Raw genomic sequence first — 16,700 nt, forward strand, 5'->3', positions numbered from 1 at the left:
ATTCCGTCATGAAGGTCGTAGTGATCGGTGGAACCGGTCTCATCGGTTCGAAGCTCGTCGGCAAGCTCGGCGAGCACGGGCACGAGGCCGTCGCCGCCGCGCCCAACACCGGCGTCAACACCCTGACGGGCGAGGGCCTCGCCGAGGTCCTGGAGGGCGCGGCGGTCGTGGTCGACGTGTCGAACTCGCCCTCCTTCGCGGACGACGCCGCCATGGACTTCTTCCGCACCTCCACGACCAACCTCCTCAAGGCCGAGTCCGAGGCCGGTGTGCGGCACCATGTGGCGCTCTCCGTGGTCGGCACCGACCGCCTCCAGGAGAGCGGCTACTTCCGTGCCAAGCAGGCCCAGGAGGAGCTGATCCAGTCGTCCGGGATTCCGTACTCGATCGTCCACGCCACCCAGTTCTTCGAGTTCATGAAGGGGATCGCGGACATGTCGACCGAGGGCGACACGGTGCGGCTGGCCCCCGTGAAGATCCAGCCGATCCTCTCCGACGACGTGGCCGCCGCCGTCGGCCGCACCGCGGTCGGCTCCCCGGTCGACGGTGTGGTCGAGATCGCGGGCCCCGACGTCTTCCGGCTCGACGAGCTGATCCGTGAGGGGCTCGCCGCCAAGGGCGACCCCCGCAAGGTCGTCACCGACCCGAAGGCGCCCTACTCCGGCGCCCAGGTGCAGGAGGACACGCTCGTCCCGGGCCCGGGCGCGCACATCGCCGAGACCCGGTTCGCCGACTGGCTCGCGCGGCAGAAGTAGGCGGCGGCACTCTCCGCGGTCCCCTGCCGATCGGCAGGGGACCCCTCGCTCCGGCACTTTCACGAAGGGACGCTTCGCCATGTCCAATCGCACGGAAACCGTGATATCCGATTCCGCTCGCCATCACGATCTGACGGGCACCTACGCCATCGATCCGGACCACAGCACCATAGGGTTCTCCGTCCGCCACGCCATGATCAGCAACGTCCGGGGGAAATTCACCGCTTTCGAGGGACTGCTGAAACTCGACGGGGAACGGCCGGCCCGGTCCGAGGCCCATGTCAGTGTCCAGACCGGCAGTCTCGACACGGGCATCGCCCAGCGGGACGCCCATGTCACCGGTGCGGACTTCCTGGACTCGGCGACCTTCCCCCTCATGACCTTCCGCTCCACCGGGATCGCCGAGGACGGGGAGGGCCGGTTCCGGATGGCCGGCCTTCTGCGGATCAAGGACGTCGAACTGCCCCTCGACATCGACCTCGAGTTCGGCGGCGCGGGCCAGGACGCCGGCGGGCTGAACCGGGTCGGCTTCGAGGGCACGGCCACCCTGCGGCGCTCCGACTGGGGCATCGACTGGAACTCCGCGCTGGCCACGGGCGGAGTGCTGGTCGGCGACAAGGTGAAGCTGGTCCTCGACATCTCCGCCGTGGAGCTGGACCCCCGGTGACCCGGCCGTCCGAGGACCGACTCGCCATGGCGGCCACCGTGGTGTCGCTGACCGCCGAGGCCACCGCGCTGGAGGCCCGGGTCGACACCCTGCGCCGGGAGCTGGCCGACCTCGACGAGCGGACGCGGGCCGTCCTGCACGCCCTGCGCCGGCTCGACCGGGGACGGCCCCGCGGCGCCCGCGGCGCCCCTGGGTAGGCTCTCTCCCGAAGCCGCGCGACCCTGCGCGTGTGCGCCCGGGTCGCCGTGCCAACCGGTACGGCGTGCCGTTCGACCAGGAGAAATGTGATGCCCCCGACGATCCGCCGGGCTGTGATCCCCGCCGCCGGCCTCGGTTCCCGTCTGCTGCCCCTGACGAAGGCGACTCCGAAGGAGATGCTGCCGGTCGGTGACAAGCCGGTCATCGAGCACACCGTGCGCGAGCTGGTGGACTCCGGCATCACCGACATCACCATCGTCGTCTCCGGCGGCAAGAGCCTCATCCAGGACCACTTCCGCCCCAACCCCGCCCTCGTGGAGCAGCTCCGCGAGGACGGCAAGACGGCCTACGCGGACGCCGTCGAGGAGGTCGCGGAGCTGGCCCGCCGGGGCCACATCACCTACCTCGACCAGTACGGGCCGTACGGCAACGGCACCCCGGTGCTCAACGCCGCCCGTGCCTTCGGCGACGAACCCGTCCTGGTGCTCTGGCCCGACGACGTCTTCGTGGCCGAGGTCCCCCGCGCCCAGCAGCTGATCCGCGCCTACGAGCAGACCGGCTGCCCGGTACTGGCCCTGCTGCCGATGGACCCCACCGAGTCCCAGCGCTACGGCGTGCCCATCGTCAAGGAGGACCTCGGCGACGGCCAGCTGCGCATCACCGGTCTGGTCGAGAAGCCCGAGCCTTCCGCCGCGCCCTCGTCGTACGCGGCGATCGGCGGCTATGTCGTCACCCCCGGCATCATCGACGAACTGCGTGAGCAGACCCGCCGCTGGTACGAGCACCGGACCGGCGAGGTCTATCTGACCGACGCCATCAACGCCTACGCCGCCACCCGCGCGGTGTACGGGCAGGTCATCAAGGGCCGCTGGTACGACACCGGCAACCCGGCCGACTACCTGGTCGCCCAGATGGCCTTCGCGCTGGCCCACCCCGAGTACGGCCCCGTCGTACGCGGTCTGGTCGAGGGGCTCGACACGCCCGGACAGTAGGCACCGGGCCGTCCCGGTCTAGGCCGAGGTGGCCTCGCCCTCGAGGCGCAGGGTGCGGATCTCCTTGCGGGAGGAGATGCCGAGCTTGGAGAACACCTTGCGCAGATGCCATTCCACGGTGTGGGGGCTGAGGAACAGCTGTGTGCCGATCTCGGGGTTGGTGAGGCCCTCGCCGGCGAGCCGGGCGATCTGGGCCTCCTGCGAGGTGAGGGCCGTGGGCTCCGAGATGGTGTGTCTGCGGACCTTCGCCCCGGTGGCCTGCAGTTCACCGCGGGCGCGTTCGGCGAAGGCCTCGGCCCCGATCCGGCTGAACGTGTCGTGGGCGACGCCGAGTTGGGCGCGGGCGTCGACCCGGCGGTTCTCCCGGCGGAGCCATTCGCCGTACAGGAGCTGGGCGCGGGCCAGTTCCACGCGGACCCGGGTCCGGCTGAGCCGGTCGATCGCCTCGCGGTAGAGGTGTTCCGCGGTGTCGCCTTCGCTCAGGAGCGCCCGTGAGCGTGCTTCCACGCCCAGCGCCCAGTCCGTACCGCTGGCCCGGGTCGTCTCCGCGAGCCGCTCCAGTGCGTCGGTGGCCGCCTGCGGCAGTCCGCTGCGTACGGCCGCCTCGATCAGCTCGATCAGGCCCCAGCGCGGGGAGGTGAACTCGTACGGGTGGGCGGCGGCCTCCCGGGCGGCGGCGAGTGCCTCCGTGTAGCGGCCGAGGCCGTTGCAGAGCACCGCGTGGTAGCAGTGCGCGACGGTGACGGTGGCACCCTGGCCGCGTGGCACGGCCTCGCCCAGGATCGCGTCGAGCAGGGTGCGGGCCTCGTCCTCGCGGCCGCGCCAGGCGGCCAGGCCGAGCGGCAGTACCCGCGCCGGGGTGCTGCCGATCGCCGCGCAGACCGTGCCGACCTCCTCCACCAGCGCGGCGGCGGCCGTCAGTTCACCGGCGAGGAGGTGCGTGTGCGCGCGGGACTCCAGCACGTCGGGGAGCACACTGAGCGCGCCGGCCCGGCGGACGAGCGTCAGCTGGCGGGTGGCGACCAGGTGCCAGCGTTCGTCGTCCCACAGGTCCGAGGCGATGACCCCGGCGAGCCAGAGCCGGTGCAGCGCCTCCTGGACGGGGATGTCCTCGTCGCAGCACGCCGCGAGGACGTCCCGCATCCTCGGCACCGCCGCCGCGTAACCGTCGGTGAGCCGCACGGCGACGGCCTCCAGCAGCCGGTCGGACAGGCGTGCCGGCCGCTCCGGCACCGCTGCGCGGGCGGCCGCGCACACCTCCCGCAGCCCCGGTCCCTGGGCCAGACGGCCGGCGAAGATGGCCGCCGCGACGGCGTCCAGATAGGTGTCGCGGGCCAGTGCGGCATCGAGCGGCCCGAACCGCCGGGCGGCGCTGAGCAGCAGCGAGGGAGCCTCTCTGCCACGGTTCTGGGCGAACGCGATCTCGGCGCGCAGGACGTCGATCCGCGCGCGCCCGAGCTCGTCGAGGGGGCCGGCCTCCGCCGTGGCGAGCAGGGTGGCGGCAGGTTCGAACGCGCCCGCGTGGAGCGTCGCCCGCGCGGCGTCCACCGCGCGCTGGGCGCGCCGGGCGGGATCGCCGGTCAGCTCGGTCGCGCGCCGGAGGAACGCGGCCGTCGCCGCGATGCCGCCGCGGGCCTGTGCCCGGTCGGCGGACCGCTCCAGTTCCGCCGCCACCGTCTCGTCGGGTCCCGGGGTCGCCCCGGCCAGGTGCCAGGCCCGGCGGTCGGGGTCGAGACGGGCGTCGGTCGCCCTCGCCAGGGCCCGGTGCGCCTCGCGGCGCTCGTCCTGGCTCGCCGCGCGATAGGCGGCCGAGCGCACCAGGGGGTGCCGGAAGCGGACCCGGGTGCCGAGGGTGATCAGCTCGGCGGTGTCGCCGTGCGCCAGGGCGGAGTCGACGTCGATGCCGAGCGACTCGGCCGCGCGCCGCAGCAGGGTCACGTCCCCGACGGGCTCGGCGGCGGCGGTGAGCAGCAGACGCCGGGACTTCGCGGGCAGCGACCGGACCCGATCGACGAATCCCTGTTCGATCTGGCTCGGCAGTGGACCGGCGTCCGGGCGGCCGAAGCCGCCGGCCAGTTCTCCGACGGCCAGTCGGCGGGGCAGTTCCAGCAGGGCCAGCGGATTGCCGCCGGACTCGGCGACGATGCGTTCGCGCACCCGCTGGTCGAGGGGACCGGTGACGGCCGAGTCGAGGAGTGCGCGGGAGTCGCTCTCGGCGAGTCCCGTCACGGGCAGCTCCGGGAGGCCGCCGAGGGCTTCGCCGGGGCCGGGCTCGCGGACGGCGAAGACCAGGACGACCGATTCCGCGAGCAGCCGACGGCCGACGAAGGCCAGGGTCTGGGCCGAGACGTGGTCCAGCCACTGGGCGTCGTCGACGAGGCAGACCAGCGGCTGGTCGCCGCCGGCGTCCGCGAGGAGGCTCAGGGTGGCCAGACCGACCAGGAACCGGTCCGGCGCGGCACCGGCCCGCAGTCCGAAGGCCGTGCCGAGCGCGTCGCGCTGTGGGCCGGGCAGCCGGTCGAGGCCGCCCAGCAGCGGGGCGCAGAGCTGGTGCAGTCCGGCGTAGGAGAGTTCCATCTCGGACTGGACTCCGGCGAGGCGGAGCGTGCGGCAGCCGTCGGTGCGGTCGAGGAGGAACCGCAGCAGTTCGGTCTTGCCGATGCCCGCCTCACCGCGCAGGACCAGGACCCCGCTGCGGCCGGACCTGGCGCCGGCCAGCAGGTCGTCGAGTGCCCGGCACTCGTGTTGTCTGCCGAGGAGTCCGGCTCGTGAACCGCTCCTCGCCATGGCCGCTCCCCGGTCCGAACGCTTCGACCGGTATGGTAATACGCCTTTCGATCGTGACGCCCGAGTACGGGTGGGCGGTCAGGGACTCGGGTGGTCCGTGGCCGGTCGTAGGTGGTCGTCGGCCGCGGGTGCGGCGAGATGGGTGCGGACGATACCGATCACGGTGTCGGTGGTGCGGTCGAGGTACGTGCGGCCGTCGGGCAGCCGGGTGTCCGGGCTGATGTAGCTGCGCGGGCCGAGATGGGTGGCCGGGTCGAGCCGGTGCACGGTGATCCGGCCCGCGCGGCGGGCGCGGTTCCAGCCGCTGCGGCGGAACAGGGGCATGCGCTGCGGGAAGATCCAGGTGCCGACCCGCTCGATCCGGTCGTTCGCGCTGGTCAGCTGGTGCAGGTGCACGGCGTGGGTGAGGTCGTTGGCACCGTTGTGGAACCCGCCGAGGGTGATGACGACGAGCGGTGCGCGCAGCCGGGTGTGGAGTTCGTCGATCGCGCCGGTGGCGACCTGCGCGCCCCCGCTGTAGCTCAGCAGCACCACGGGGATGCCGCTGTCGGGCGGATACCCGGCGAGCCGGAGCTGGGTGGCGATCTGGGAGCCGACGGCCCGGTTGTAGAGCGGGCGGTAGCGGTGGTCGGCGGCGACGAAGACCTGCATGACGTTGTGCAGGAACAGCAGCAGACCGGCGTGCCTGCGCAGCCACGCCCACACGGGCCGGTCGGCGAGCGGGTCGGCCAGCGGCGAGTACGGCTGCACCTGCCCCAGCACCCGCAGCTCCGGCGCCCCGGCGAGCACGGCCTTGACCAGCTGACCACCGTCCCGGGTGTCCCGGAAGCGCCGCTTGCCGATGCCGTCCAGATAGACCAGGTACGCGGCCGGAGGTCTGTCGGGGGCGGCGCCCCGGGCGTAGGGGACGCCGTCGGGGAGTTCGGTGACGGGGTCGCGCCAGCCCGCGCTGTAGGCGAGCACCTCGTAGCGGGCGAGCAGGCCCTCGGCGATCAGGACCGGTCCCAGCGCGCAGATCCAGAGCACGAGGTCGTTCATACGGTCACCTCCGGCGTCCGGGTCGCGCTGACCCGTACGACCAGCCGGCGTACGGCCTCCACGGTGACGCCGAGGCCGGTCCCGGCGACGGCGACGCATCCGGCGGCGGTCCACCAACCGAGCCCGGACGCCGTCGCCAGCGCGCCCGCGAGCCCGGCGCCGACGCCCACGAAGAGGACCATGTGCAGCAGGGGCCCGAGCAGCGGGAACGCGAGGACGGCGGAGAGCAGCAGCGGGACGAGCAGGCTCGGCGTCCACGACAGTCCGCTCTCCGGCGGCGGGGCGGACCCGAGCAGTTCGGCGAGGGTCCAGGCGGTCAGCGGCCACAGCGCGAGGACGGCGCCCTCGACGAGACCGGCGGCCACCAGCAGCCCGGCCACGAAGGTCCGCGACATGCCGGGGCGGCGCGACACCAGGGGCACGATGCGCCCGGCGGCCTCCGAGAGCCCGGCGAACACCAGCAGCAGGACGACGGCGGTGGTCATCGCTCAGCCTCGCCGTGACGGGTCGACGGGCGCCTTCCGCCGGGCCGGGCCGGGCGCGCGCAGACACCTCTCCAGTTCGTCGGCGGCCCTCAGGTGGCCGCCCGCCTCGTGCTGCGCGGTCCGCAGCCCGGCCGCCGCCGTCCGGAAACCGGGCTCGTGGAGCAGCCGCCGGGCCAGAGCGCGCACGGTTCCCTTGGCGACGTCCTCGGTACGCATCGACAGACCCGCGCCGAGTTCGACGACCCGCCGGGCCACCAGCGGCTGGTCGGCGCCCTGCGGCACCACCAGCAGCGGCACACCGGCGTACAGGGCCTCGTTGACGCTGTTCATGCCGCCGTGGGTGACGAACAGCGCGGCACGGGCCAGCACCTCCGGCTGCGGGACGAAGCGGTACGGCAGGACGTTGGCCGGCAGCGGTCCCAGCGCGTCGGGGTCGGTCTGGCCGGTGGACACGAGCACGGTGCCGCCGAGCGGGGCGAGCGCGGTGGCGAAGGTCCGCAGCAGCTGGGGATCCGCGTTGAACACCGTGCCCAGCGAGGCGTACAGCACCGGGTCCTGGAGCCGGTCGAGGGGGAACGACGGGTCGGCCGGGCGGGCGCCGATGCTCGGGCCGACGAAACGGTAGGAGGCGTCGAACTCCTCCGCCGCGGGCTGGAACTCCCGTGCGGTGTAGACCAGGTTGAGCGGCTGACGGATGTTCGCCACGTCCAGCAGGGGCAGCCCGCCCGCGGCGAACCGCCGGTGCAGCTCCCAGCGGGCCCGCAGATAACCCCGGAGGCTGCGGGGCCGGGCCCGCGCCGCCGCCAGCAGCTCCCAGGAGCCATGGGTGGGGCTGGGCACCTGCCGGCCGAAGGCGAACGTGGTGAACGACGAGACCGCCGGGACCCCCAGCTCACGGGCGGCGATCGCGCCCCACAGACAGGCACTGTCGTGCACGATCAGGTCGGGCGGGTCACGACGGAGGTCGGCGAGCACGCCGGGCAGCCAGCGGACGGCGGTCTCCGCGAGCGCCTCCATCCACGTCAGCGGCGTCGGCGGGTCGGGGAACGGCGGGTTTCCCCCGGGGTAGTCCAGCACGGTCGCGCCGACGGCCTCGATCTCCGCGCGGAACGCGGGCGCGGCGTGGTACGTGACGGTGTGACCGCGCCGCACCAGCTCGGCCACCAGCGGCAACGTCGGATTGATGTGCCCGTGCATGCTGATGTTGAGGAACGCGATGGTGCTCACAGCCCTGCCTCCACGGTCGGGGTAGAAGTCGATCTCGATGTCGGTGCCGGTGCCGATGTCGGTGCCGATGTCGGTGCCGATGTCCCGCCCGGGCGGGAGGGTGCGGTCGGAACGGCCGGGGCGGGGGAAGCGGCACCAGCGCCGGGCGGGGCCGGGGCGGGTCCGGCGGGTCCGGCGGGAGAGCCCTGCGTGACTCGGCCGGCGGACGGGCCCGGACCGGCGGCGGCACGCCGACCGGCGGACGCGCGCCGACCGGGACCGGTGGGCCTTCCCCGGTCGGCCGGGGCTGTCGTGATGTTGTCGACCCGGTACAGGCCGGGTCCGTTGACGCGCAGTTCGTCGAGGAAGCGGCCCGCCGTGCGGGCGGCGGTGCCGATCAGCCGCTGGGTGTGGCCGAAGTCCCAGGGGGCGGGCCAGGTCTCGATGCCGGTGGGCAGTACGACGGTCGGGATGTGCCGGGACACCTCGTGCAGATCGCGCTCGATCTGGTGGCGCAACAGCAGCAGCCCGGCCCGGGAGGCGATCGCGCCGGCCCGCGCACGCGGTTCGACGGGGCGCAGCGGCGAGCTCTCCGGGCCGGTCGACAGGACGACCACACTGGCCGCGCCCGCCTGCAGCGCGGCCAGCACCGGCACATAGGCGACCACCCCGCCGTCGACCAGCGTCCGGCCGTCGCGGGCCACCGGCGGCAGCACCCCGGGGATGGCGGCACTCGCCAGCAGCGCCGACTCCAGGTCGCCGCGGTCGAGCGCCACCGGGGCGCCGGTGACCAGGTCCATCGCCACGGCGGTGAACGGAATGGCCAACTCCTCGATCCGTGACGGCAGTTCGGCCCGCGCGATCAGCCGGCGCAGGCCGCGGTCGGTGAAGAGGCTGGTCCGGGAGGACAGATAGCCGAGCGGATACACCTCACGGCGGCGCAGCCGGGTCCACACATGGTCCAGCCAGGGCGCGGCCCGGTCGGGATGGGCGGCGGCGATGGCCCCGTTGAGGGCTCCCACCGAGGTACCGATGATCATGTCCGGGGTGAACGCGCGCTGTTCCAGCGCGTACCCGACGCCCACATGGGCCGCGCCGAGCACGCCACCGGCACCCACCACCGCGGCCACGGGGCGGGGCAGGGCCCGCAGGCCCACCGAGGAGTCGCTCATGTCGACCTGCCTTTCTCAGTCGCCGTGAGGTACCTGAGACACGTGAGGTACCTGAGCCAGGGGCCGTCCTAGGGACCGTCTGCGGACTCCCGGTGGCTCCGGGCGCAAGGTGATCCACCGTTCGTCGAGGAACTTCCGGGCACCCTCCGGACCCGGCCCGTACAGGAAGGGCGGCACGGGCGCCGTGTCCGCCGGTTCCTGAGCCGCGGTCTCAAGAACGTGCTTCGTCATCGCCGCACTCCTCGGATCGGCGGGCCACCGCCCGCTGTCACCTCTATGACCGGACACCCGCCGAAGGTGTGACACGCACGGAAGGCAACGTGCGGCGGCGGTGGCCCGGCGCCCGGCCACGCGGCGGGCCGGGCACGACCACGGAGGTGCCCACGGGGTCCCAAGGGCGCGGCCGGGCGCTCGCGGGCGCGAGGTTGGTGGGCGACAGCCTTCCCCGCCCCTGGGCGCCGAGCAGAGGAGCCGGTCGTGGACACCCATCTGGCCCGAGCCGGGCATGACCGCACGCGAGCCGTGACGACGGCCGAGGTGACGACCAAGGCGACGACCGAGGCGACGATCGGTGAGCCGGACCCGGCGGTGTCGGTGTTCGTGCTGGCCAGACCAGGACTGCTCAGGATCGCCCGGCGGATCCTGGGGGACGCGAACGACGCCGAGGACGTCATCCAGGAGGCATGGCTGCGCTGGCAGGGCACCGACCGCGCGCTCGTCGTGAATCCGACGGCACTGCTGCGCACGACGACCGTCCGGCTCGCGATCAATGTCGTCCAGTCGGCCCGGCGGCGCCGGGAGTCCTGCGCCAGCCCCTGGCTCCCGGAGTTCACGGACGGCCACGCGACCCCGGAGGCCCTGGCCGAGCGGCGGGACGCCGCCGAGCGGGCGGTCCTGCTGCTGATGGAGACGCTGACGCCGAGGCAGCGGGCGGTCTATGTCCTGCGCGAGGGCTTCGGCTGCTCCTACGGCCGGATCGCCGAGCTCCTGTGTCTCACCGTCGCCAACACCAGACAGCAGGTCGTTCGAGCCCAGCGGCGTCTCGCGGCGGGCGGTCGCGGGCAGCCGGTGGACTCCGTCGCGCACCGGCGGCTGGTCGAGGCGTTCCTCACGGCAGCTCACTCCGGTGACCTGGACCGTCTGGAGCGGGTTCTGTGTGCGGACGCCGGCTGTACTCCTGCTCGGTCGGCTTGATGATCTGGGCGCCCTCGCCGTAGAGGGCTCGGCTGAGCCGGGCCCGCAGGCGCTCTGTGGGACGGGGTGCGGCGTCCGGGCCGCCGCCGTTCACGGACGGGCGGGCGTCGATCGGTGTGTACTGCTCGTGCCGGGTGAGCCTGTGCAGTTCCGCCCGGCCGAGCGGCTCGTGCACCTCGACGTACTCACCGTGCGGCAGGCGTTTGACGATTCCGGTCTCCCGGCCGTGCAGCACCTTGTCCCGGTCCCGGCGTTGCAGCCCGAGCGCCCACCGCTTCGTCACGGCGTAGACCGCGACGGGTACGACGAACAAGCCGACGCGCACCGCCCACGTCACCGCGTTGACCGAGACATGAAAGCGGATGGCGATGATGTCGTTCGCCGCGCCGACCAGGGACACCGCGTAGAAGCTGAGCCATGCGACGCCGAGCGCCGTGCGCACCGGGCGGTTGCGCGGGCGGTCCAGGAGGTGTTGCTCCCGGTCGTCGCCGGTCACCCACGCCTCGACGAACGGGTAGGCGGCCAGGGCGAGGAAGAAGCCGACGCCGGCCAGCAGCGGGACGAGATTGTCCAGGGCGAGGGTGTGGCCCCCGAACGCGATCTCCCAACCGGGCATGACCCGCAGCAGTCCGTCGGCGATGCCCATGTACCAGTCCGGCTGCGAGCCGGCCGAGACCTGGTCGGCGCGGTAGGGGCCGTAGAGCCACACGGGATTGATCTGCGCGACGGCGGCCATGACGAAGACGACACCGGAGACCAGGAAGAGGAGTCCGGCGGATTTCACGGCCTTCACCTTGAACGGCAGACCCGTGCCACTCCCACCGCCCCTGCCACCCACGCCACTCCTGCCGATCCGCTCCGGGCCCGGATGCCGGGTGTGCCGGTGGCGCAGGACGAGCAGCAGATGGAGAACGATCAGCGCCACCATCAGGGCCGGAATGAGCAGGACATGGATCGCGTGGAAACGCGCCACCAGGTCATGACCCGGGAATTCGCCGCCGAAGAGGAACATCGAGAGATAGGTGCCGACGATCGGGACGGAGAGAATCGTCCCGTTCACCACCGCCAGTCCGGTTCCGGAGAGCAGATCGTCCGGCAGGTCGTATCCCGTCAGGCCACCGAACATGCCGAGGACCAACAGCGAGAATCCGAACAGCCAGTTGAGTTCGCGGGGCTTGCGGAAGGCTCCCGTGAAGAACACCCGCATCATGTGGGCGAGCGCGGCGGCGACGAAGACCAGCGCCGCCCAGTGGTGGGCCTGGCGGATCAGCAGACCGCCCCGGACCTCGAACGAGATGCGCATCGTCGAATCGAAGGCCGCCGACACCGGCTGCCCCCGCAGCGGCGCGTAGCTGCCCCGGTATTCCACCGTCTCCATCGAGGGGTGGAAGTAGAACGTCAGGAACGCCCCCGTGATGACGATGACGACGAAGCTGTAGAGACATATCTCCCCCAGCAGGAAGGACCAGTGGTCCGGGAAGGCCCGCCGGGTTCTCTCCTTGGCCGACCGGTGGACCCCACCCAGGCGTCCGTCGGCCCACGCGGCGAACCTTTCACCCCTTCCGCCCTTTCCTCCTTCTCCCCCTCCTCCGCCCTCTCCGCCTTTTCCTCTCTCTCCGCCTTCTCCGCCTTCTCCGTCTTTCCGCGCTTCCTCTTCGACCGGCCCGTCATCCATGTCCCCGCCGCCGTTCGTGAACCGTTCCGAGAGGCACGCGGCGTGTCAGCGCGCGGCGTTCGCTCTCCGTCGTGCCGCCCCAGACGCCTTCCACCCCGCCCGCCCGCAGGGCCCAGTCGAGGCAGCGCCGCGCGACGGGGCAGTGGCCGCAGACCGCCTTGGCCTCGTCGACCTGGACGAGCGTCGGACCGCTCACGCCGATGGGGAAGAAGAGATCGGGATCGACGCGCAGGCAGGCCGCCCGTTCGCGCCAGTGCAGGGCTTGGTCTCCGTGTTCTGCAGCCATGAGAGCGAACCTCCAGAGTCCGGCTGCCAGCTCAGACCGGGCAGCCGGCGCGGGTGTGACACCGGGCCGCGCTCCGGGCGGTTCACCTGGTCTGCGGGGCGCCCGTGAGCGGCCTTGTCACAGGCTCCGGGTGTGCCTGGTCCTACCGGAGAGAGGAAGGACCGCTGCATGGATCACGCCGAGGCGGTGCCGATCACGGAGCTGGTCGAGAGCGTCGGTATCCGCTGGATGCCGCCGACCGACGCGGTTGGCCAACACGGTTGGGACAGTGTGGCCTCTATACACACCGCGTATACACAGTGTGTATAGTCACGCCCATGCCACTCAGTAACACCTTTCTCGCGTGGATCCGTGACCTCGGTCTGGGCATACGTTTCGCCGCGGCCGGGGGCCGCGGCGGCTGGGCCAGGACTGCCCTCACCGCCACCGGGGTGGCGCTCGGCGTCGCACTGCTGCTGCTCGCCGCGTCCACACCGAACGTTCTGTCCGCCCGCGCCGAACGCGGCAACGCCCGTCAGCCGTCCAACGTCGCGTCGGGGACCTCGGTGCCGCGCTCGGACTCCTCCTTCGTGTGGGACTCGGGTGACACCGACTTCCGGTCCGACCGGGTCGGCGGCCTGCTGCTGCGGGCCGAAGGCTCCCGCGCCCCGGCCCCGCCCGGCGTCGCGGGCATCCCGGCACCGGGCGAGATGGTCGTCTCCCCGGCACTGCGGGAGCTGCTGGACTCGTCGGAGGGCGCGCTGCTCAAGGAGCGTCTGGACTACCGCGTCGTGGGCACCATCGCCCCCTCCGGTCTCCTCGACGCGAAGGAGCTGCGCTACTACGCGGGCACCGATCGCATCAGTGTCGCCGGCGGGTCCGTACGCGCCGAGCGCTTCGGGTACGTCCCCCGCCACGATTCCCTCGACGCCCTGCTGTACGTACTGGTGGTGACGGTGTGTGTGGTGCTGCTGGTGCCCGTCGGCATCTTCATCGCCACGGCGGTGCGCTTCGGGGGCGACCGCAGGGACCGGCGGCTGGCCGCGCTGCGGCTGATCGGCGCGGACCGGCGGACGGTGGCCAGGATCGCCGCCGGTGAGGCCCTCTTCGGCTCGGTCCTCGGGGTCGTCCTCGGCGCCGGGTTCTTCCTGGTGGCGCGTCAGGCGGCGGCGTATGTGCGGCTGTGGGACGTCGGTGCCCACCCCGGCGACATCGTCCCGCGCCCCGCTCTGGCCGTGCTCGTGGCCGTCGCCGTGCCGCTGGCCTCGGTGGTGGTGACGCTCTCCGCGATGCGCTCGGTGTCCGTGGAGCCGCTCGGGGTGGTCCGCAGCGCCCGCCCGCGCCGCAGGCGCCTGGGGTGGCGGCTGGTGCCGCCGGTGCTGGGCCTGGCGATCCTGCTGCTCTCCGAGCGAGTCACCTCGAAGTCCCAGGAGATCGGTACGATCCCCGTCGCCGCCGGGGTGACCCTGGTCCTGGTGGGCCTGGCGGGGCTGCTGCCCTGGCTGGTCGAGGCGGCCGTGGCCGGGCTGCGGGGCGGTCCCGTGCCGTGGCAACTGGCCGTGCGCCGACTGCAGTTGTCGAGCGGGGCGGCCTCCCGTGCGGTCAGCGGCATCATGGTGGCCACGGCGGGCGCGATCGTGCTGCAGCTGATGTTCGGCGCGATGCAGCAGAGCTTCATGAACCCCTCCGGCGGCGGATCCGGCGGCGCGGGCACCGGTGCCGCCCGGACGCCGGACGTGACCCTCGTGTCGGCGAACGGGGTCGCCGCCACCACCGCGCGGCTGGAGGAGGGGCTGCGCCGTACGCCCGGTGTGACGGCGGCGTTCGCGTACACCGAGGCGTACGCGACGGCCGCCGCGCGGGCGGTGACGTCGCTGACCGTCGGCGACTGCGCCCAGCTGCGGAAGATGGCCCGCCTGCCCTCGTGCCGCGACGGTGACACCTTCGTCGCGCACAACCCCGGTGACACCGTGGGCAGTCGACGGGTCGACGAGGCGGCCAGGCCCGGCCGGGCGGTCACCCTCGACGACCACGGCTCCGGAGCGGCGCGCACCGTCCGCTGGACGCTGCCGCAGGACAGTCCCGTCGTCCCCACCGTGCCCGACCCACTGGGTGAGCGGCACGACGGGATTCTCGCCACCCCGGGCGCGCTGCCGGACGGTCCCCTGCCGGGGGCCTTCACCTGGGCCGGTGTGTTCACGGATCCCCGTGTCACCGACGGGGCGGACGAGATCCGCAACACGGCCGCCGAGGTCGACCCGACGCTGACGGTGCGGGAGCGGCAGAACCGGCAGCGCGACAAGGACTACGAGTCCGTCCAGACCGGTCCGCTGGTCGGCGGCACGCTGATGCTGGTCCTCGTCGCGGCGAGCATGCTGGTCTCGCAGATCGAGCAACTCCGGGAACGCAGAAACCTGTTGTCGGTCCTGGTGGCGTTCGGCACCCGGCGCTCCACGCTGGCCTGGTCGGTGCTCTGGCAGACGGCCGTCCCCGTCGTCCTCAGCACGCTGCTCGCCTCCGCCGGCGGCCTGGCGCTGGGCCAGGTGATGCTCGGCATGCTGGGGAAGGAGACCGGGGACCGGTGGGTCTTCCTGCCCTACGCGGGGGTCGGCGGCGTACTGGTCCTGCTCGTCACCCTGCTGAGCCTGCCGGCGCTGTGGCGGATGATGCGCCCGGAGGGCCTGCGCACCGAGTGACGACGAGCCCTCCCGACACACCGTGTGTCCATCGAGGCCCTCTTCGGGCCGTCCCGGGGCGCCAGATGGTTCCCACTGTGCCACCACTGTCACAAAAGCTCTTTCCGCTCGGTCCTGTGGGGCAGACGCGAGGGGAGCATCCGTGACTTTCAGCGAGGACCGGGGGCCGACGGTTCCCGGGCCGTCCCCCACGACGGCAGATCTCGACGACGCGTTGTCCGTCTTCGTCCGGCACCGCAGGCGTCTGTTCGGCATCGCCTACCGCGTCCTCGGCAGTGTGGTCGAGGCCGAGGACGTGGTCCAGGAGGTGTGGCTGCGCTGGCAGCGGACCGACCGCTCCGTGGTGATCAGCCCCGTCGCCTTCCTCTCCAGCACGACGACCCGGCTGGCCATCAATGTCGCGCAGTCCGCGCGGGTGCGCCGGGAGACCTACATCGGGCCGTGGCTGCCCGAGCCCGTCGACACCGGCTCCGACCCGGAGTTGGGCGCCCAGCGCGCGGAGGCCCTCGAGATGGCCGTGCTGCTGGTGCTGGAGAGACTCAACCCCACGGAACGCGCCGCCTATGTACTGCGTGAGGCGTTCGACTACGCCTATCCGGAGATCGCCGAGATCCTGCGCCTCAGCCTGGTCAACGTACGGAAGATCGTCAGCCGTGCGCGCAGACATCTGTCGCAGGGGCGGCGCGCGAGCGTGGACACGGCCGAACACCGCCGTCTGCTCAGTGTGTTTGTCGCGGCGGCGCGGACCGGGGACGTGGCGTCGCTGGAGGCCCTGCTCACCCCAGACACCGTCAGCCTGTCCGACGGCAACGGTATGCGGGGGTGCGCCCGCATCGCCGTACGGGGCCGGGCGCGGGTGGCCAGGATGGTGACCTACACCAGACTCTGGCGGGACGCGGAGCCACGGTTCGTCGACGCCAACGGCGGTACGGGCGTGCTGATCAGCCGGGCCGGGGCACCCGTCGCGTTCCTGACGCTCGCCGCGTCGGCCGAGGGCGTCCACCAGCTGATGTGGGTGTTCAGCCCGGACAAGATCGCCGCGTTCCTCGGTTCCGGTACCCGCTCCTCGGGCCCCCACCATGTGTCCGACGGCTGCCTATGATTGGGGGGAGTCGCGGATCTCGGCTCGGTGCAGCGGGCCCTCGGCGTCCTCCAGCCCCTCCTGCTCGACCACCCGGCCCCGGCCGCCGCACCGCGGACCGACCACACGACCGCCGACCACACGACCACCGAGCCCGCGTCAACGCCCGCGCCAGCGCCAGCGCCCGCGGACGACGACATCGACACCGGCCCCAGCGGCGGGGCGGGCACCGGCACCGACGACACCGGGACCGCCGCCCAGGGGCAGAAGTCGTACGGCAGGCTCACCGAGCAGATCATGGAGTACTTCGCGGGTGTCGGCGACGCCGAGGTCCGGGCCCGTGATGTCGCCGCGGCTCTGGGCCGTGACACCGACAGCGGCAGCATCAACGGGGTGCGCAGCACCCTCGACCGGCTGGTCGGCACCGCGCGGGTGCGACGGGCCGGCCGGGGTCTGTACCGCGCCGGGCGTCCGTGACCGCACACGGTG

15 protein-coding genes are annotated in these 16,700 nt (G+C 72.8%); 8 read left to right on the top strand and 7 right to left on the bottom strand.

The window, feature by feature from the left end:
* Window positions 1-8 precede the first annotated feature (8 nt).
* From J8M51_RS06105 to J8M51_RS06120, 4 genes are all read left to right on the top strand, one after another.
* Complete coding sequence (locus J8M51_RS06105; protein ID WP_086762697.1) at window positions 9-755, top strand: SDR family oxidoreductase; 747 nt, start codon at window positions 9-11, stop codon at window positions 753-755.
* A gap of 79 nt (window positions 756-834) precedes the next feature.
* Window positions 835-1,422: a YceI family protein gene (locus J8M51_RS06110; RefSeq protein WP_086762695.1), complete on the top strand. Its 588-nt coding sequence runs from the start codon at window positions 835-837 to the stop codon at window positions 1,420-1,422.
* Window positions 1,419-1,619 (top strand): hypothetical protein, encoded by a 201-nt coding sequence (locus tag J8M51_RS06115; RefSeq protein ID WP_086762692.1) that lies wholly within the window; start codon window positions 1,419-1,421, stop codon window positions 1,617-1,619. Before J8M51_RS06110 ends, J8M51_RS06115 begins: the two co-directional genes overlap by 4 nt.
* 90 nt (window positions 1,620-1,709) lie before the next feature.
* Window positions 1,710-2,612 (top strand): UTP--glucose-1-phosphate uridylyltransferase, encoded by a 903-nt coding sequence (locus tag J8M51_RS06120; RefSeq protein ID WP_086762690.1) that lies wholly within the window; start codon window positions 1,710-1,712, stop codon window positions 2,610-2,612.
* 18 nt (window positions 2,613-2,630) lie between these two features.
* Here J8M51_RS06120 and J8M51_RS06125 read toward each other — a convergent pair whose 3' ends face one another.
* The 5 genes from J8M51_RS06125 to J8M51_RS06145 all read right to left on the bottom strand — a co-directional run bounded on the left by J8M51_RS06125 (window position 2,631) and on the right by J8M51_RS06145 (window position 9,300).
* Window positions 2,631-5,399 (bottom strand): ATP-binding protein, encoded by a 2,769-nt coding sequence (locus J8M51_RS06125; RefSeq protein ID WP_267299020.1) that lies wholly within the window; start codon window positions 5,397-5,399, stop codon window positions 2,631-2,633.
* A gap of 78 nt (window positions 5,400-5,477) precedes the next feature.
* Window positions 5,478-6,437, bottom strand: a complete 960-nt coding sequence (locus J8M51_RS06130; protein WP_086761965.1) for a hypothetical protein — start codon at window positions 6,435-6,437, stop codon at window positions 5,478-5,480.
* Complete coding sequence (locus J8M51_RS06135) at window positions 6,434-6,922, bottom strand: hypothetical protein (RefSeq protein WP_086761963.1); 489 nt, start codon at window positions 6,920-6,922, stop codon at window positions 6,434-6,436. Before J8M51_RS06135 ends, J8M51_RS06130 begins: the two co-directional genes overlap by 4 nt.
* Window positions 6,923-6,925: 3 nt before the next feature.
* The gene (locus tag J8M51_RS06140) at window positions 6,926-8,149 is read right to left on the bottom strand and encodes a macrolide family glycosyltransferase (protein WP_086761969.1); all 1,224 of its coding nucleotides are present in this window, start codon (window positions 8,147-8,149) and stop codon (window positions 6,926-6,928) included.
* Complete coding sequence (locus J8M51_RS06145; protein ID WP_267299021.1) at window positions 8,146-9,300, bottom strand: patatin-like phospholipase family protein; 1,155 nt, start codon at window positions 9,298-9,300, stop codon at window positions 8,146-8,148. The genes J8M51_RS06140 and J8M51_RS06145 overlap by 4 nt, the downstream gene beginning before the upstream one ends.
* Window positions 9,301-9,777: 477 nt before the next feature.
* Between J8M51_RS06145 and J8M51_RS06150 the strand changes: the two genes are divergently transcribed.
* Window positions 9,778-10,494, top strand: a complete 717-nt coding sequence (locus J8M51_RS06150; protein ID WP_218781469.1) for a sigma-70 family RNA polymerase sigma factor — start codon at window positions 9,778-9,780, stop codon at window positions 10,492-10,494.
* Here the strand turns inward: J8M51_RS06150 and qcrB are convergent.
* Window positions 10,409-12,169 carry a cytochrome bc1 complex cytochrome b subunit gene (gene qcrB / locus J8M51_RS06155; protein ID WP_086759761.1) on the bottom strand — a complete coding sequence of 587 codons (1,761 nt, stop codon included), beginning with the start codon at window positions 12,167-12,169 and terminating at the stop codon, window positions 10,409-10,411. The genes J8M51_RS06150 and qcrB overlap by 86 nt on opposite strands.
* Window positions 12,162-12,455: a WhiB family transcriptional regulator gene (locus tag J8M51_RS06160; RefSeq protein WP_086759759.1), complete on the bottom strand. Its 294-nt coding sequence runs from the start codon at window positions 12,453-12,455 to the stop codon at window positions 12,162-12,164. The genes qcrB and J8M51_RS06160 overlap by 8 nt, the downstream gene beginning before the upstream one ends.
* Window positions 12,456-12,772: 317 nt before the next feature.
* Between J8M51_RS06160 and J8M51_RS06165 the strand changes: the two genes are divergently transcribed.
* The 3 genes from J8M51_RS06165 (at window position 12,773) to J8M51_RS06175 (ending at window position 16,688) form a co-directional block, all read left to right on the top strand.
* Complete coding sequence (locus J8M51_RS06165; protein WP_086759757.1) at window positions 12,773-15,130, top strand: ABC transporter permease; 2,358 nt, start codon at window positions 12,773-12,775, stop codon at window positions 15,128-15,130.
* Window positions 15,131-15,272: 142 nt separating this feature from the next.
* On the top strand, window positions 15,273-16,232 hold the full coding sequence (locus tag J8M51_RS06170; protein ID WP_086759755.1) for a sigma-70 family RNA polymerase sigma factor: 960 nt from the start codon (window positions 15,273-15,275) through the stop codon (window positions 16,230-16,232).
* Window positions 16,233-16,259: 27 nt separating this feature from the next.
* On the top strand, window positions 16,260-16,688 hold the full coding sequence (locus tag J8M51_RS06175) for a hypothetical protein (RefSeq protein ID WP_086759753.1): 429 nt from the start codon (window positions 16,260-16,262) through the stop codon (window positions 16,686-16,688).
* Window positions 16,689-16,700 lie beyond the last annotated feature (12 nt).

It is taken from the genome of Streptomyces griseiscabiei (genome assembly GCF_020010925.1).
Classification (GTDB): Bacteria; Actinomycetota; Actinomycetes; order Streptomycetales; family Streptomycetaceae; genus Streptomyces; species Streptomyces griseiscabiei.

What these genes read in the sequence shown, in the direction of transcription:
- J8M51_RS06105 (WP_086762697.1), top strand. Translation starts at nt 9, where the DNA reads ATGAAGGTCGTAGTGATCGGTGGAACCGGTCTCATCGGTTCGAAGCTC.
- J8M51_RS06110 (WP_086762695.1), top strand. Translation starts at nt 835, where the DNA reads ATGTCCAATCGCACGGAAACCGTGATATCCGATTCCGCTCGCCATCAC.
- J8M51_RS06120 (WP_086762690.1), top strand. Translation starts at nt 1,710, where the DNA reads ATGCCCCCGACGATCCGCCGGGCTGTGATCCCCGCCGCCGGCCTCGGT.
- J8M51_RS06125 (WP_267299020.1), bottom strand. Translation starts at nt 5,399, where the DNA reads ATGGCGAGGAGCGGTTCACGAGCCGGACTCCTCGGCAGACAACACGAG.
- J8M51_RS06130 (WP_086761965.1), bottom strand. Translation starts at nt 6,437, where the DNA reads ATGAACGACCTCGTGCTCTGGATCTGCGCGCTGGGACCGGTCCTGATC.
- J8M51_RS06135 (WP_086761963.1), bottom strand. Translation starts at nt 6,922, where the DNA reads ATGACCACCGCCGTCGTCCTGCTGCTGGTGTTCGCCGGGCTCTCGGAG.
- J8M51_RS06145 (WP_267299021.1), bottom strand. Translation starts at nt 9,300, where the DNA reads ATGAGCGACTCCTCGGTGGGCCTGCGGGCCCTGCCCCGCCCCGTGGCC.
- qcrB (WP_086759761.1), bottom strand. Translation starts at nt 12,169, where the DNA reads ATGGATGACGGGCCGGTCGAAGAGGAAGCGCGGAAAGACGGAGAAGGC.
- J8M51_RS06160 (WP_086759759.1), bottom strand. Translation starts at nt 12,455, where the DNA reads ATGGCTGCAGAACACGGAGACCAAGCCCTGCACTGGCGCGAACGGGCG.
- J8M51_RS06165 (WP_086759757.1), top strand. Translation starts at nt 12,773, where the DNA reads ATGCCACTCAGTAACACCTTTCTCGCGTGGATCCGTGACCTCGGTCTG.